Source organism: Micromonospora sp. SL4-19, assembly GCF_047921475.1.
Classification (GTDB): domain Bacteria; phylum Actinomycetota; class Actinomycetes; order Mycobacteriales; family Micromonosporaceae; genus Micromonospora.
Genome location: NZ_JBLROB010000007.1, coordinates 254,041 through 270,724, shown reverse-complemented (window position 1 = coordinate 270,724; position 16,684 = coordinate 254,041). Strand labels below are relative to the sequence as shown.

Genomic DNA, 16,684 nt, shown 5'->3' with positions numbered 1-16,684 from the left:
TGACTTGCCGGATCAGGTGGATCAGGAATTGCGCGGGGTGGAACAGCCGGGGCACAGGCCCCAGTAGATGACCTCGGCCTCGTCGATCGAGAAGCCGCCGCCACCGGACGCGGTCAGGCAGGGCGCCTCGCCGACGACGCAGTCGACGTCGGCGATGCGACCGCATGACCGGCACACGACGTGGTGGTGGTTGTCCCCGATCCGCGACTCGTAGCGAGCCACGGAGCGGGGGGGCTGGATGCGCCGCAGCAGGCCTGCGGCTGTCAGCGCATGCAGCGAGTCGTACACGGCCTGGCGAGACACCTCGGGGAGTTCCCCGCGCACGGCACGGATGATCGTTTCCGTGTCGGCGTGCGGCTGCGCGTTGACCGCGTTCAGCACCGCCACCCGAGGTCGGGTGACGCGCAACGCGGCCCCGCGCAGCATCTGCGGGAAGTCCAGGGTCCTGGCCACGTCCGCAAGTCTGGCCCGTTTTCTGGAATGAGTCAAGAATATGCACCGGGGTGTCGCCCTGAGCCTGTACCAGTCGCGCACGCCGCCGCGAGCGTTCAGGCTGCTCTGACAAACCGCTCGAACGCGGGCGGATCGGTTGATGTCACGCACCTGGCCGGGCCGCCCGCCATCACGGCGCGTGGATGGTCAGGGCGGTCCATGCCCCCAGGTAGATCTTGTCGCCGTCTCTGATCGGCACGTGGACGTTCGGGTCGATCGGGTTCGACGACGGGTCGTTGAGGTAGGTGCCGTTGGCCGACTCCAGGTCGACCACCGCCCAGCCGTCCTGCTCGGCGACCAGGAGCGCGTGCAGATGGGACACGCCAGGATCTTCGGGCGGGCCGACCAGATCGATGTCCGGATTGACGCCGCGCGATCGGCTGCGGCGCCCGATCACCATCTGACCGCCCGTCAACACGAAGCGTCGCTCGGGCGCGAACTGCGGGAACGCCATCGTGCCGGCGTCCTCGCCGCCCATCGCCCTGACGACCTCGAAGTACGCGGGGTCCGCGTGCACGACGACCGTCCATCCCCGAGGCGCTCTCCCGGCCGACGCCGGCTGGGGCGCTGACGGTGCCTCGGCAGCTGAGGACACCGCGTTGGGGGGGCTCACTGGCGGCGCGAGCAGGAAGTCGTACCCGTCTTCCTCGCAGAAGCGCCCCGTTTGAGGCGTGCTGCACACCGGGCACGACTTGACGTCGGGCGGTGCGGCCGGAGGCGATGCCGCCGCCGAAGGCGGCGGGGCCGGTGGCGGTGTGGTGGAAGCCGCCGCCGGTGGCGCGGATGCGCCATCCATCCGGGCGCCGCAGACGTCGCAGTAATCCCGGGCGCCGGACTCGTGGCCCTTCGGGCAGGTCGCCATCAGCCCTCCTGCTTCTTCTTCACCCGGACCGTCTTGACGGACCGTACGTTCGTGAGCTCCGCGTCGACGCCGGCGACCTGCTTCTTGAGCCGGACGGTGCCGGTGGGCGCGTCGACGACGTCCACCACGCGGGCAAGCAGCTTGGCGGTGCCGTCGTGGCCGGACGCGGCGGCGAGTTGCACGGCCCGGCCGAGCTTCGCGGTGGCGGTCTCCACATCGCCGGCGTCGCGCGCCTTGAGCCCTTCCTGGATCACCGCGGCCAGCTCGGCCTGGCCGGTGTAGTGCGCCACCTGCGGGTTGATCTTCGTGGACAGCGCGGTGTCGTCGGTCCACCGGGCCAGGACCAGCTTCTCGGTGAGCACCTGGCCTCCGCTGACGAGGCTGACCCGCGCGGCGAGCACCTCCTCGCCCACTGCGTCCGGCTCGACCTCGACCGAGATGTGGTAGTCACGGCTCTCCGCCCCCCACGCCCCGGTCGGGTAGTCGCCGATCCGGCCGCTCACCTCCACCCGCCGGCCGGTGAGGTCCTCCACCTGCGGGTACACCTGTTTCACGAACCGGATGGTGGCGCCGGCGGGGGTCCACACCCGCAGCGACACGTCGGCCACCGATTTGCCCATCGCGGCCTCCGTCATGGCCTGGAACGCGGTCGGCAGTTCGGCCGGGTCTTCCAGGCCGTCGGCGGTGCCGAGCAGGGTGGAGGCGATCAGGCGCAGCTCGCGCGCCACCCAGTCGTCGCCGACGCCGCGGCTGTCGCACACGAATCTGCCTTCGCAGGCGTTCAGCACACGCTGGAGGTCCTGCGGCGTTTCGTGCTGGTTCTGCCCGTCGGTGAGCAGGATCGCGTGCTTCACCTCGGCCTGCTCCCCCGCGAACAGGTAGTTCGCGAGGTCCAGCCAGCGGCCCATGGCCGTACCGCCGTCGGCTCGCAGTCGTGCGACAGCCGCCTTCGCCTCGGCCCTGCTCTGCGCGGATGCCGGGACCATCCGGGCGTCGGCCGGATAGACCATGTGTGCTCCCGCTGTGCCGGCCACGACGGCGAACGCGACTCCGTCCCGGAGGGTGTCGATGGCGATGGCGGTGGCCTTCTTCGCCTCGGCGATCTTCTTGGCCGGCATCCCCATGGATCCGGAGACGTCGACCATGATGACCTCCGCCGCGCTGGGCGCGGCACCCGTGTTGCGCAGGTCGCCGCCCTGCGCGGTCACGGTGATGATGGCGTCGACAACGCACCCACCCTCGGGCAGGTATTCGTTCTGGTCGACCTCGGCGGAGAACTGTGCGGTCATGGAACGGAGCCTCCTGAGGGTGTGAAGGAGAGTACGGCGACGGTGATGTTGTCGTGGCCCCCGCCGTCCAGCGCGACGGTGGTGAGGTGCCGCGCGACGTCGATCAGCCGGCCGGACGATGCCGCGGCCAGCGCGGTGGGGTCGGACAGGTAGTGGTGCAGCCCGTCGGAGCAGAGCAGCAGCCGGCCGGGGCCGGCCGGGCGCAGCGAGACGACCTGTGCCTCCGGGTCGTCCGAGTCGGCGCCGAGCCAGCGGATGAGTGCCCGGGATTCGGGGTCGGCGTCGAGGGCCGGCGGGAGCGAACGCCCGGCGGCGAGTTGGCCGGCCACCGAGTCATCGACGGTGAGGCAGGCGGGGTCCGCGCCCAGCCAGTACGCCCGGCTGTCGCCGATCCAGCCAACGGTCACCGTGTCGGCGGTGGCGATCCCGGAGACGTACGTGCAGCTCGGCGGGGACTCCCCCGCGTCCGGACCGGCGGTGGCGCGGGCCGCCGCCGCGGCCGCTCGGGCGCCGTCGGCGGTGGCCTTTTCCGGGTCGGCACCGTCGGCCAGCGCCGCCAGGAGTACGGCGAGGCCGGCCTCGGCCGCGTCGTGCGCCGCGGTGTCCGGGTGGGTGGACGTGGACACCCCATCGCACACGACGGCCGCGCTGGCGCTGCCGGTCCGGCCGACCGCGATCGCATCCTCGTTGCCGCGTCGGCGTCGGCCGCGGTCGGTCACGCCGGCGACGCAGCCCAGGTCCAGCTCGGCGTGGTCCCGCCCGACGGGCCGTCGGCGCCCACAGTGGTCGCAGTAGGGTTCGTCGCCGGCGTACGCCGCGCCGCACCCGGCGCAGGCCGTGCTGTCGGTCCGCGACGACAGCCAGGTGGTGGACACCGAAGGTGACGCCGGCTCGCCGGTCACCAGGTTGCGCCCGCACACCTCGCAGAACCGGTGCTCCGGCTCGCTGGGTGGCCCGTGCTCGGGGCAGGCGTGCCCGCTCACACGAGCGTCCTGGGCCGCACGGTGTTGGCTCGATCGACGAGTGCGATTCGGGTGTCGGTGTCGCGGGCCAGCTGTGCCATCGCCCGGTACGCCTGCTCCAGCCCGAAGCGCAGCCCTCGCTCGGTCAGCTCGTGGCCGAGCACCCGGCCGCCCGGCGGCAGGCGGTGCCCCGGCAACCGGGTCGCGGTGAGCCAGGCGAGAGCCGCCTCCAGCACCTCGACGGCGAGCCGAGCGCGGCGCTCGACGTCGAGGCTGAGCCGTTCCAGCCGGCCGGACGCGTGCAGCAGGTCATCGGGCTTGACCGGGTGGTGCGCCGTGGCGTGCAGGCTGGCCCGCACGCCGGCCACCTGAGCGATGACGTGCAGGCTGGAGCTGTCCGGCACCTGGTCGAGTACGGCCAGCGCGCCGGCCCGGTCGTCGACGGCCAGCCGGATCCGGGCCAGCCCGAAGGCGGCGCTCAGGTAGGCGCGGTCGACCCGCCACACCCGGTCGTAGAGCCGCTCGGCGGCGGTCGGGTCGCCGGTGCACTCCATCGTGGCGGCCAGCGCCAGCCGGGCGGCCGGCTCGCCCGGCAGCTCGGCGTAGACCGCGTCGAACGCCACCCGAGCCTCTCCGGGGTTGTTCGCGGCCAGCGCGGCGAGGCCGCGGTACCAGTCGATGCGCCAGTCGAACGGATCGGCCGCCGCCACCTCGTCGAGGCCGGCGCGCGCCGCGTCGAGATCCCCCCGCTCGATGCGCGCCCGGACCAGCCGCAGCGCCACCTCGACGCTCTGCACCGGGGCGGACGTCAGCTGTCGGATGACCTCGTCCGGGTCGGTGACGCCCAGCGCGGCCAGGAAGCCGGCACCCGGATCGAGGACGTCGACCTGCGGCAGCGGCAGCGCGGCGGCGACGCTCGCCGGACGGAGGTCGGTGACGGCCGCGTCGCCGACCTCGCCGGCGTCGGTGCCGAACGCGCGCAGCTCGGGCGTGAACCGGCGGGACAGGGCCGGCCGCGGCACACCGTCGGCGGCCGAGACCACCTCCCGGAGCACGCCGAGCAGCTGCTCGCTCATCTCGGCCGCGGACTGGAATCGCCGGGCCGGTTCCCGGTGCGTCGCCCGGCGCAGCAGCCGGTAGTACGACTCCTCCTGGGCCAGCAGCGGCACCTCCGACTGGTCCGGCAGCCGGTCGGCGTACGTGCTGGAGAACCCGCGGAACTCGAAGCTGAGCACGGCGAGCGACCGCCCGACGGTGTAGATGTCCGAGGCGACCGACGGGCCCACGGCGGCCACCTCCGGCGCCTGGTATCCGGGCGTTCCGAAAATCGCACTGACCTCGTCGTCGGCCCGCCGGACGCCGCCCAGGTCGATGAGCTTGAGCTGTTCCTCGGCGTGGATGACGTTGTCCGGCTTGAAGTCGCAGAAGATCAGGTCGCGGTCGTGCAGGTAACCCAGCGCGGGCAGGATCTCCACCCCGTACGCGATCACCTCCGGCAGCGGCAGGACCCGTGCGCCCTCGGCACGACGGGCCACCAGCATGTCCCGCAGCGACTGGCCGCCGACGTACTCCATGACGATGTAACCGACGAGCTCGCCGGTCTTCGGATCGGGGTGCTGCACAAAATCGTGGATCTTGACGATGTTGGGGTGGTCGATCTCGACCAGGAACCGCCGCTCGGTGACCGCTGACACCATGGCGTCAGCGTCACCCGTGTTGATCAACCCCTTGAGGACGACCCAGCGGTCGCTGACCGAGTCGCTCACGTTGCGGTCCCGGGCCAGATAGATCCAGCCCAGCCCGCCGTACGCGAGCGCGCCGAGCACCTCGTACCGGTCGTTGACCAGGTCGCCGTCGCGCAGGCGCGGCAGGAACGAGAACGGGTGGCCGCAGTGCGGGCAGAAGCCCTCGGCCCGGCCCGGCTGGCCGTCCCGGCCGCGGCCCACCGCCGCGTCGCACCGCGTACAGAATCGCCGCGGCTCGGCCACCTTCGGGTCGCTCATGACTGCCGTGGCCGGGTCGCGCAGCGGTACCCGCGGGATGTCGACCAGCCCGGCGCCGAGACCGCCGCGTGCCGAGGGCCGGCTGCGACCGGATCCGGTGCGCACCGAGCCGGCGCTGACCGTGGCGACGGACGGTAGCGTCGCTGCGACGGTCGCCACGCTGGCACCCCTCGGCGCCACCACGGCGCCTGCGGGCGCTCGGCGCCCGCATTCGTCGCAGTAGCCCTCGGCGCCGTAGGAGCCGGGGCAACCAGACCGGACACACCTCATTGGTGCCCCCTCTCCGTGAGCTCGTTGAGGTATCGCTGGTAGGCGACCACGGCGCGGGTGGCCGCCGGCAGGTCGCAGGGGCTGGTGTAGAGCAGGTCCTGCGCGGTGCGGTGCAGCTGGGCAAGCGCGTCATGCTCGGCCAGGCCGAGCCGCCCTGCTCGCGCACGAAAGGCGTCGAGTCGGCCGCGCAGCTCGGCCCGGCGGTGGAGCAGCCCCTCGGCTGCCTCGCGCAGCTGCGTCGCGTGCTCCCGTGCCTCCGTCACCGACCGCTCGACGATCGACAACTCGTCCGCGAGCCGGGGCCAGCGCTGCTCGCGGTGCAGTTGGTCGAGCTGGGCCAGGTGCGCCCGCAGGGCCGGCCCGGCGTCGGGAGCCGCCGGCAGCCCGGGGCTGGCGATCTTCTCGTTCGCGAGGTCGTACGCCCGGCCGGTCTCGGCCTCGGCCTCGACCACCTCGTCCACGGCGGCGTGCAGCCGCCGCACCCGGTCCGGGTACGCGTCGCGCAGCCGGGTCAGGTCGGCCAGCCGGGCGGCGAGGGCGTCGATCTCGGCAGCCAGCGCCGGCGGTGGCCCGGCTGTTTCCAGCAGGTCGCACATCGCGTCGAAGGTCGACTCGGCCAGGCGTTTGTCGAGGCGCTCCACCTCCGGCCCGGTGGAGGCGTATCCCAGCGCCTCGGCGGAGGTCCGGGCCCGGTCCAGCGCCCTGGCCAGTTGCTCGAACCGGCCGGCGATCTCCGCGTACGCCGACTGGACGCCGTCGAGGGTTCTGGTGACCTCGGCGCTGGCCCGCTCCAGTTCCTGGGCCAGGCCCATCGCGGTCACCCAGTTCGGTGCTGGCCCGGCCAGCGGGTCGTCGACCACCATGCCGTCGGGCGCGAGCGGCAGGACGGGACCGCGCAGCAGCACGGTGAGCTCGGACAACTCGTCGTCGCCGGGCCTCGACCGCGCCCCGCGTACCGTCTTCACCCGGTCCAGCACCGACCGCAGCGCGGCGAACTGCGACCACAGGATGTCAAGCCGCCCGAGTGCCTCGGCGGCGACCCGGCGCGTCATGCCCCGCAGGTCGTCGCCCCGCAGCACGACGAGGCCGGGATGGGCGTCCAGCGCGTACATGGCGGCCGAGATCCGGTCGTGCGCCGCGACGAGCCCGACGATGGCGAAGTCGGCCTCCTCGCTGCCCATCGATGCCGGCGTGGTCACGGTCAGTCCTGGTAGCGGGCGGCCGGCGGCTGCGGGGTGCTGCCCAGCGCGGTGAGCCACTTGTTGTAGAGCCGGGTCCAGGTGCCGTCCGAGCGCAGCCGCTCGAGCACCCCGTTGACGAACCGCACCAGGTCGGGCGACGCCTTCTTCATCGCCATGCCGTACGGCTCTTCGGTGAACCGCTCGGAAAGGACAGCCGTGCCCGGATCCTGTGCGGCGAAGCCGGCCAGGATCGTGTCGTCGGTGGAGACCGCGACCACCTGATTCTGCTGCAACATCACCAGGCAGTCCAGCGCGTCGGCTGCTGACACCGGCAGCGCCTGCGGGGCCTTCTCCGCGATGTTCCGGATCGACGTGCTGCCGGTGGCCGCGCAGACCTTCTGGCCGGCGAGATCCTTGAGGCCCTTGATCGGTGATCCCTTGGTGACGAGGATGGCCTGGCCGGCGCTGAAGTACTCGCTGGAGAACGACACCCGCTGCCACCGGTCGCAGTTCATCGTCATGCTGCGGATGACGATGTCGACGGCACCGGTCTGGACCGCCTGCTCCCGCTCGGCGGTCTTCACAGCCCGGAACAGCACCTTGCCGGGATCGCCGAAGATCGCTCGGGCGATCTCGTGTGCCAGGTCGATCTCGAAGCCCACCAGCTCACCGGTGCCCGGGTCGCGGTATCCGAAGCGGTAGTTGTTCTGGTCGACACCGACGACGAGTCGCCCCCGCTCGGCGATCCGCGCCATCGTCGAGCCGGCCGGCATCCGCCCCGGCGCGGGCAGCGCGCCGGACGGCCGGAGGCTGGCGCGCGGGTCACACGACGTGGGCGCCGCCGCGGCTGCGCTCGGGATGACCGCCGGATCCTGCGCGCCGACGGGGCGGGGTCCGGCCACGTCCACCCGCGCCTCGGGCAACGGACGGCTCGCCGCACAGCCGGTCAGGCAGAGGACGGTCAGCAGTGCCAGGGCACGTTTCATCGGTACTCCGCCAATCGCCGCTGGATCCCGAGCGCCGCACCGACGATCAGCAGCGTGGCCAGAGCGGCGACGCCGATGTCCGCGCCGGCGAGAGCTGCCGCGGCTCGGTCCACGTCCCGGTCGAACCGCTGCCTGTTGTGTTCGATGGCGGCGGCCAGGTGCTCGTCGAGTTGGTTGGAGATGCTGGCCGTCGACTCCGGGCCGGTGCCGACGGCCGCGGCGACCGCCTGGGCGTACTGTCCGCCGTCGTCGAGCGTGCGCAGGCTCTCGTGGGCCGCGAGCCATTTCCGCGCCGCCCCGGCCGCCGCCTGGGTCGCGCCTTCGGTGGTCCGGTCGGCGTCCGAGACGGCCGCCAGCCCGCCCCGCCCGGTCACGCTCGCCATGGCCCGGCCGTAGTCCTCTTCGAACCTCGCGCCGTTGCCGCGGGCAATCAGCGTGTGGGCCTCGTCGGCACGCGCCTGCAACGCCGCGATGCGCACCCCGGCCAGCTGCGCGACCGGCTTCGAGCCCTGCTCGCGGCTCGCGTCGAGGCGCCCGGCGGCCAGCACCGCCGAGGCCCCGAGCCACAAGACCAGGACGGCCGCGGCGGCGGTGGAGGCCACCAATCCGATGTTGAACACCCGGTTGGTGCGCCGGGCCAGGTAACGCTGCACCGCCACCAGCGCGGCGATCGTCAGCAGCCCGAGCAGCATCGCGAACCACGGGAACGCGGCAGCCCGGTCGCGGGCGTCGTCGAGCTCCCCGGAGGTCGCTTCGTACAGTTCCTGGACTGCGGGCAGCAGCCGCTCCCGCATCAGGCCTGACGCCTCGCGCAGGTACGCACCACCTATCGGCACACCCTGCCGGTTGTACACCCGGGCTGTCTCGACGAGTCCCGTGTAAACCGGCAACTCGGTGGTGATCTGCGCGACCGCCGCGTCCCCCCGGCCGCCACCCGCGCGCCCCGCGGACACCACGGCCAGCGCCGCGGCCGCGTCGGCGATGTCGGACTGGTAGCGCTCGCGCAGGGCCGCGGGCTCGACGCCACCGGTGAGAAAGGCGCTCGCCGCGGTGGCGTCGGCGTCGGACAGCGCGCGGTAAAGCCGCTGCACGGCAACCGTCAGGTCGCCGCTGCGGGCGGTGGCACCGTGGACGAGGTCGATCCGCTGACGTACGCCAACCGCGCCGGCCACACCAGTGGCGATGCCGAGCACGATGAGCACGGCGGTGGCCAGCGCCAGCCGTCCAGGGGTGCGGCGGAGGCGTCGCTGGACGCCTGGAAGACGTGTCGTAACGGCTGCCGGTCCACGAACAAGAGTCACGCCTACCACCCCGGGACTCAAGATAGTGGAGCACCACAAGCCCTAAGATCGGCCAGCGGCTTCGTCGCGGGCGGTATCAGGTGATGGTGGGGCTGCGGCGTTCGAGCAGGATCACGTCGCGCCACCGGCCGTGGTGGCGGCCGATGCGTTCGCGGATGCCGATGATCCGGAAGCCGGCCCGCTGGTGCAGGGCGAGGCTGGCGGTGTTCTCGGGGAAGACGCCGGCCTGGATGGTCCAGATGCCGGCGGCCTCCGTGGAGGCGATCAACGTGTCCAGGAGTAGCCGGCCGGCGCCGCGGCCCTGGGCGGCGGGGTCGATGTAGACGGAATGCTCGACGACGCCGGCGTAGACGGCTCGGGTCGAGGTTGGTGAGATGGCGATCCAGCCGATGAGGTGGTCGTCGGCGTCGACGGCCACGAAGCGGTGGTCGGGCAGCTTCCCGGCCTCGAACGCGGCCCAGGTCGGAGCGCGGGTTTCGAAGCTGGCATCACCGGCGTCGAGGCCGGCCTGATAGATGGCGATGACCCGATCGGCGTCGGCCGCGGTCATGGGGCGGACGGTGACCTCTGCCATCAGCGGGCTCCGTTCAGGTCCGGGGCAGGTCGGCCCATGGCGTCGTCGGTGGCCGACGGGAAGCAGCCGCCGCAGGTGTCGTTGATGCGGTAGTGGCGGACGGTGCCGACCCGCTGAAATCGTCCCACCACCGCCGTCACCGCGACGAGTGGGCCCGGTCGGACGACACCGTGGTGCACGTGCCGGTGGCCGCAGAAAGCAGCCCTTCGGATCCGGTTGTCGACCCTGTGTCCGGCTTCACGCAGTCCCCGTGCGAGCGGGTCGGCCAGCCGCCGCTCGTCCTCCACCACCAGGATCCGCATGCTGCGCGCGGTGGCGGGGAACCAACCGTTCGTGTCCGCCGTCCACGACCCGCGCACCGGGGCAGTCGCCGACGAGGCAGCCGCGGTCCGCCGGTGACCGCCGTCGCTTCCCTCGCCGGCCTGGTGCCGCATTACGGCTACCTGGGCCTCGCCCTGCTCGTCGGGGTGGAAAGCTTCGGCGTTCCCGCGCCGGGCCAGACGGCGATCATCGTCGGCGCGGGGTACGCGGCGCACGGCCAACTGGCCATCGTCGGGGTCGCGGTGACGGCGTTCCTGGCCGCGGTGATCGGGGACAGCATCGGCTACCTGATCGGCCGCAGCGGCGGGCGGCAGATCATCCTTCGCTACGGCCGGTACGTGCGCCTGACGCCGGAGCGGTTCGCCCGGCTGGAGGCAGTGATGAAGCGGCACGGGCCGAAAATTGTCGTGGTCGCCCGGTTTGTCGAGGGCCTGCGGCAGTTCAACGGGATCATCGCGGGCGCCACCGGCATGCCGTGGCGACGCTTTGCCCTCTACAACGCCCTCGGCGCCGCCGCCTGGGTCGGGGCGTGGGCCACCGCCGGCTACCTCGCCGGGGATCACATCCGCGCCATCCTGGCGGGTCTGCACCGCTTCCAGTGGTATCTGCTCACCGCCGCGGCCCTCGCCGCGCTCGCCTACGCCGGATGGCGGCTGGCCCGTCGGTTGACCCGCCGCGGATAGTCGCAGAGACCGCATCTGGCGGGCAATCGGACCCCGTCGCCGACCTGCATGGCCAGGGCAGACCTGGTGGCCGGGCCTGGTGGTGGTCCAGGCGTTGCCGCCGGCATGTCTGAAGTTGGCGGGTTTCCACAACATTCGCCCGCCCCAGGTGGCGGGTCCAACGGTTTTCCTACCGGACGGTAGCGACGAAGGTTGTTGACGGGGACTTCCGCCTTGAGGGGGTCCCCGTTCTCTTGAGAACGAACCTTTGGGAGGCTTACTCGGTGTTCAGCCGCATCGCCATCGTCAACCGGGGAGAGGCCGCCATGCGGCTCATCCACGCCGTCCGCGAGCTCAACGCCGAGGCCGGGGCTCCGCCGATCGAGACCATCGCGCTCTACACGGACGCCGAGCGCACCGCCACCTTCGTCCGCGAAGCGGACCACAGCTACTGCCTCGGGCCTGCGTCGGCGCGCCCGTACCTCAACCACGGCGTCCTCGAGCGCGCGCTGGTCGAGACGCGCGCGGACGCCGCGTGGGTGGGCTGGGGCTTCGTCGCCGAGGACCCGGCCTTCGCCGAGGTCTGCGAGAAGATCGGTGTCACCTTCATCGGTCCGAGCGCCGAAGCGATGCGCGAGCTCGGCGACAAGATCGGCGCGAAGCTGATCGCCGAGGAGGTCGGCGTCCCGGTGGCGCCGTGGAGCCGTGGCGCGGTGAAGAGCCTGGACGCGGCCAAGCGCGCGGCCGCCGAGATCGGCTACCCGCTGATGCTCAAGGCGACCGCGGGCGGTGGCGGCCGGGGCATCCGGGTCGTGCGCAGCGACGAGGAGCTCACCGAGGCCTACGAGCGCACGAGCCTGGAGGCCGAACGCGCGTTCGGCAGTGGTGTCGTGTTCCTGGAACGCCTGGTCACCGGCGCGCGGCACGTCGAGGTGCAGGTGATCGCCGACGGTCAGGGCACCGCATGGGCGCTGGGTGTCCGGGACTGCTCGGTGCAGCGGCGCAACCAGAAGGTCATCGAGGAGTCCGCCTCCCCCGTGCTCGCCCCCGAGCAGACCCGCGAGCTGAAGGCGGCGGCCGAGCGGCTCGCGCTGGCGGTGAACTACCGCGGCGCGGGCACCGTCGAGTTCCTCTACCACCCCGGTGAGAAGCTGTTCGCCTTCCTCGAGGTCAACACCCGGCTGCAGGTCGAGCACCCGATCACCGAGGCCACCACCGACTTCGACCTGGTCAAGGCCCAGATCCACGTGGCTGCCGGCGGCCGGCTCGGCGAACAGATCCCGGCCGAGGCCGGGCATGCCGTCGAGGCCAGGCTCAACGCCGAGGACCCCGATCGTGACTTCGCGCCGTCGCCCGGCCGGATCGTCCGGCTGATGCTGCCCAGCGGCCCCGGCATCCGGGTGGACACCGGGGTCAGCGAGGGCGACCTGATCCCGGCCGACTTCGACTCGATGATCGCCAAGATCATCGCCTACGGCCGCACCCGCGACGAAGCGCTCGGCCGGCTGCGGCGCGCGGTCGCCGAGACCACGGTGATCATCGAGGGTGGCGCCACCAACAAGAGTTTCGTCCTCGACCTGCTCGACCAGCCCGAGGTGATCGACGCCAGCGCGGACACCGGCTGGATCGACCGGGTCCGTGCGCAGGGCCGCCTGGTCTCCACCAAGCACTCCGGCATCGCGCTGGCCGCGGCCGCCATCGAGGCGTACGAGGACGAAGCGCTCGTCGAGCGGCAGCGGCTGCTGTCCACCGCGCACGGCGGCCGCCCGCAGGTCCAGCACGAGAGCGGCCGGCCGATCGACCTCAAGCTCCGCGGCGCGAGCTACCGGGTGACCGTCGCGCAGACCGGGCCACGCCGGTTCCGCGTCGGCATCGGGGAAGCGCCCGCCGTGGACGCCGAGCTGGAGCGATTCGACGAGCACACCGGCCGGATCCTGGTCAACGGCCAGCGTTTCCGGCTCGTCACCGACACGCACGGGCCCATCCACCTGGTCGAGGTGGACGGCATCACGCACCGCGTCAGCCGCGACGAGGGCGGTGTACTGCGCTCCCCCGCGCCCGCGCTGGTCGTCGCGACCCCGCTCGAAGTCGGGGACGAGGTCGAGGCGGGTGCGCCGGTGCTCGTCCTCGAGAGCATGAAGATGGAGACCGTGCTGCGCGCGCCGTTCCGGGCGAAGCTGCGGGAATGCCTGGTCTCCGTCGGCAGCCAGGTGGAGACCGCCGCGCCGCTGCTGCGTCTGGAACCGATCAGCGACGAAGCCGCGGGCGAGGCCACGGAGACCGAGGCTGTCGACCTGGAGCTGCCGGCCGAGCCGACTGGCCTGTCCGCCGAGGCCCGGGTCGCGCGCGGCATCGCCGACCTGCGGAGTCTGCTGCTCGGCTACGACCTCGATCCCCGCGACGAGCGCCGGGCGCTGTCCAACTACCTGGCCGCGCGGGCCGAGCTCAGTCACCGCCCGCTCGAAGAAGAGGTCGAGCTGCTGCAGGTGTTCGCCGACCTGTCCGAGCTCAGCCGCAACCGGCCGGCCGGTGAGGAGGCCAGGGCCGACACCCGGGTGCACAGCCCGCGCGAGTACTTCCACACCTACCTGCAGAGCCTCGACGTCGAGCGCGCCGCACTGTCGGACACCTTCCGCAACCGGCTCGCCCGGGTGCTCGCCCACTACGGCGTCAACGACTTCGAGCGCACGCCCGCGCTGGAAGAGGCCGTGTTCCGGATCTTCCTGGCGCAGCAACGAGCTTCGGCCGATGTCTCGGTGATCGTCACGTTCCTGCAGCAGTGGCTGACCGAGCCGCTGCCCGGCGACGGGCCACGCGAACTGGTCGGCCAGGCGCTGGAGCACCTGATCTTCGCCACCCAGCTCCGGTTCCCGGTGGTCGGCGACCTGGCCCGCAGCATCGTGTTCCGCTGGGCCGCCCAGCCGATGCTGCGCCGCAAGCGTGCCGAGGTGTACGCGAGCGTCCGCGGCCACCTTCGCTACCTCGACACGAACCCTGGCGCGGCCGACCGCGCCGACCGGATCGCGAAGATGGTCTCCTCGCCCGAGCCACTGGTCCGGCTGCTCGGTCAGCGCATCGGCAAGCCGGGTGCCGACCACGGCCCGATGCTCGAGGTGCTCAGCCGCCGCTACTACGGCAACAGCGGTGCGAGCGACGCGCGAACCGTCGAGGTGGCGGGGCACTCGTTCTTCACCGCGGAGTACGACCGCGACGGCGAGCACTTCCGGCTGATCGCGGCGGCCACGGACTTCGACGAGCTGCCCGCGATCCTGGAAGAGGTAGCCGGGCTGGCCGATTCGAACTCCGTCGCCGACGTGTACCTGACCTGGAGCGATCAGCCCGACGCGGACGCGATGGCCGCGACCCTGCGGGAGATCCTCGACCGCACCGGGCTGCTGGACGTGCTCCAGCGGGTGACGATTTCGGTGGCCGGGCGCAACGGCGCGGAAATGCACCACCACTTCACGTTCCGGCCGGGCCTGGGCGAGGACCGGGTCATCCGCGGGCTGCACCCGCTGATCGCCCAGCGCCTGCAACTGCCGCGGCTGCGGAACTTCGACCTGACCCGGCTGCCGTCGGCGGACGAAGAGGTCTACCTCTTCCACTGCGTCGCCCCGGGCAACCCGACCGACGAGCGGCTGGCGGCGATGGCCCAGGTCCGCGACCTGACCCCGCTGCGCGACGCCGACGGCCGGATCCTCGCGCTGCCCGCGGTGGAAGGCGCCCTGGACGCGTGTCTCGACGCGATCCGCAAGGTCCAGGCGCAGCGGCCCGTGAAGAAGCGGTTCGACACCAACCGGATCACCATCTACGTCTGGCCGCCGAACGAGCTGACCATCGAGGAGCTGAACACCGTCGCCCAACGCGTGCTGCCGATCACGGCCGGCGCGGGGCTGGAGGAGGTCCTGTTCCTCGGCCGTCAGCGCGACCGGGCCACCGGCGAGCTGACCGACATCGCTGTCCAGATCTCCTACGACACGGGCATGCGGGTGTCGGTCACCGAGCCGACGGCCGAGCTGATCCAGCCGCTCGACGACTACCGGCAGAAGGTGCTCTCGGCGCGGCGGCGCGGCACGACGTACCCGTACGAGCTGACCGAGATGCTGGCCGGCCAGCACGGCAGCTTCACCGAGTACGACCTGGACGACACCGGTGAGCTGGCCCCGGTCGAGCGGCCGAAGGGGCAGAACAAGGCGGGCATCGTCGCCGGTGTGGTGAGCACGCCGACCGAGCGGTATCCCGACGGCGTCACCCGGGTGGTGCTGCTCGGCGACCCGTCCAAGGCGCTGGGCGCGCTGGCCGAGCCGGAATGCGCGCGGGTGATCGCCGCGCTCGACCTGGCCGAGCGGATGCGCGTACCGGTCGACTGGTTCGCGCTGTCGGCAGGCGCGCGGATCTCGATGAGTTCGGGCACCGAGAACATGGACTGGGTGGCCGCCGCGCTCAAGCGGATCGTCGAGTTCACCCAGCAGGGCGGCGAGATCAACATCGTGGTCGCCGGGATCACCGTGGGCGCCCAGCCGTACTGGAACGCCGAAGCGACGATGCTCATGCACACCAAGGGAATCCTGGTGATGACCCCGGACTCGGCGATGGTGCTGACCGGCAAGCAGTCGCTGGACTTCTCCGGCGGGGTGTCGGCCGAGGACAACTTCGGTATCGGCGGCTACGACCGGGTGATGGGTCCCAACGGCCAGGCCCAGTACTGGGCGCCGGACCTGCGGGCCGCCCGCGATCTGCTGATGACCTACTACGACCACACGTACATCGCGCCCGGCGAGACCCGGCCGCGCCGGGCGGTCACGTCCGACCCGGTCGACCGCGACATCTCCGGCTACCCGCATGCGGTGCCGGACAGCGATTTCACGACGGTCGGCGAGATCTTCTCCCGGGAACACAACCCCGATCGGAAGAAGGCGTTCGACATCCGCACGCTGATGCGGGCCCTGGCCGACCAGGATCACGCGATCCTGGAGCGCTGGGCGGGGATGGCCGACGCCGAGACCGCGGTCGTGCAGGACGTCCACCTCGGGGGCATCCCGGTGTGCCTGCTCGGCATCGAGTCCCGGTCGGTGCCGCGGCGCGGCTTCCCGCCCACCGACGGTCCGGACACGTATACCGCGGGCACCCTGTTCCCGCGCTCGTCCAAGAAGGCCGCGCGGGCGATCAACGCGGCCAGCGGAAACCGACCGCTGGTCGTGCTGGCGAACCTGTCCGGGTTCGACGGGTCGCCCGAGTCGATGCGGCAGTTGCAGCTGGAGTACGGCGCGGAGATCGGCCGGGCGATCGTCAACTTCGAAGGACCGATCGTGTTCTGCGTGATCTCGCGGTATCACGGCGGCGCGTTCGTGGTGTTCTCCAAGGCGCTCAACCCGAACATGACCGTGCTCGCCGTGGAGGGCTCGTTCGCGTCCGTCATCGGCGGGGCGCCTGCGGCGGCCGTGGTGTTCGCCGGCGACGTCAACGCACGCACCGCGAAGGATCCGCGGGTGGCCGAACTGGAGGCGCGCATCGCCGCGGCGACCGGTGGGGAGCGGGCGGCGCTGGTCACGCAGCTCATGGACGTCCGGGCCACGGTCCGGGCGGAGAAGCTGGGCGAGGTGGCCGCGGAGTTCGACGGCGTACACAGCATCCAGCGGGCGGTCGAGGTCGGCTCAGTGGACGCCATCGTCCGGCCTGAGGAGCTGCGCCCGCAGATCATCGCGGCCATCGAGCGCGGCCTCGTGACCGGGTAACGCTGCCAGTACGGCAGTGATGTCCGCAGCACGCAGGAGGGCGAAG

General features: G+C 72.1%; 12 protein-coding genes. 2 read left to right on the top strand and 10 right to left on the bottom strand.

All coding sequences use genetic code 11. From position 1 onward, the window contains the following. Positions 1 to 21: 21 nt before the first annotated feature. The 10 genes from ACNAVT_RS13270 to ACNAVT_RS13225 form a co-directional block, all read right to left on the bottom strand. Complete coding sequence (locus tag ACNAVT_RS13270) at positions 22 to 426, bottom strand: Fur family transcriptional regulator (RefSeq protein WP_416296045.1); 405 nt, start codon at positions 424 to 426, stop codon at positions 22 to 24. A 196-nt stretch (positions 427 to 622) separates the two neighbouring features. Next, entirely contained in the window at positions 623 to 1,009 is a 387-nt protein-coding gene (locus ACNAVT_RS13265; protein ID WP_416296026.1) for an FHA domain-containing protein, read from the bottom strand. A 344-nt stretch (positions 1,010 to 1,353) separates the two neighbouring features. After that, complete coding sequence (locus ACNAVT_RS13260) at positions 1,354 to 2,643, bottom strand: VWA domain-containing protein (protein WP_416296024.1); 1,290 nt, start codon at positions 2,641 to 2,643, stop codon at positions 1,354 to 1,356. Then, positions 2,640 to 3,626, bottom strand: coding sequence for a PP2C family protein-serine/threonine phosphatase (locus tag ACNAVT_RS13255; protein WP_416296022.1), 987 nt, complete (start codon positions 3,624 to 3,626; stop codon positions 2,640 to 2,642). The genes ACNAVT_RS13260 and ACNAVT_RS13255 overlap by 4 nt, the downstream gene beginning before the upstream one ends. Beyond that, positions 3,623 to 5,767, bottom strand: a complete 2,145-nt coding sequence (locus ACNAVT_RS13250; protein ID WP_416296021.1) for a tetratricopeptide repeat protein — start codon at positions 5,765 to 5,767, stop codon at positions 3,623 to 3,625. Before ACNAVT_RS13250 ends, ACNAVT_RS13255 begins: the two co-directional genes overlap by 4 nt. Before the next feature lie 107 nt (positions 5,768 to 5,874). Further along, a complete protein-coding gene (locus tag ACNAVT_RS13245; RefSeq protein WP_416296019.1) occupies positions 5,875 to 7,077 on the bottom strand; it encodes a hypothetical protein in 1,203 nt (400 codons plus the stop codon). 2 nt (positions 7,078 to 7,079) lie between these two features. Beyond that, positions 7,080 to 8,045, bottom strand: a complete 966-nt coding sequence (locus tag ACNAVT_RS13240) for a glutamate ABC transporter substrate-binding protein (protein WP_416296017.1) — start codon at positions 8,043 to 8,045, stop codon at positions 7,080 to 7,082. After that, positions 8,042 to 9,346: a hypothetical protein gene (locus ACNAVT_RS13235; RefSeq protein WP_416296015.1), complete on the bottom strand. Its 1,305-nt coding sequence runs from the start codon at positions 9,344 to 9,346 to the stop codon at positions 8,042 to 8,044. Before ACNAVT_RS13235 ends, ACNAVT_RS13240 begins: the two co-directional genes overlap by 4 nt. Before the next feature lie 76 nt (positions 9,347 to 9,422). Then, positions 9,423 to 9,920: a GNAT family N-acetyltransferase gene (locus tag ACNAVT_RS13230; RefSeq protein ID WP_416296013.1), complete on the bottom strand. Its 498-nt coding sequence runs from the start codon at positions 9,918 to 9,920 to the stop codon at positions 9,423 to 9,425. Continuing rightward, complete coding sequence (locus tag ACNAVT_RS13225; protein ID WP_416296011.1) at positions 9,920 to 10,222, bottom strand: hypothetical protein; 303 nt, start codon at positions 10,220 to 10,222, stop codon at positions 9,920 to 9,922. The genes ACNAVT_RS13230 and ACNAVT_RS13225 overlap by 1 nt, the downstream gene beginning before the upstream one ends. A gap of 93 nt (positions 10,223 to 10,315) precedes the next feature. Here ACNAVT_RS13225 and ACNAVT_RS13220 point away from each other — a divergent pair, with 93 nt between their 5' ends. Next, entirely contained in the window at positions 10,316 to 10,924 is a 609-nt protein-coding gene (locus ACNAVT_RS13220) for a DedA family protein (protein ID WP_416296009.1), read from the top strand. 263 nt (positions 10,925 to 11,187) lie between these two features. Then, complete coding sequence (locus ACNAVT_RS13215; protein ID WP_416296008.1) at positions 11,188 to 16,638, top strand: carboxyl transferase domain-containing protein; 5,451 nt, start codon at positions 11,188 to 11,190, stop codon at positions 16,636 to 16,638. Positions 16,639 to 16,684: the final 46 nt, after the last annotated feature.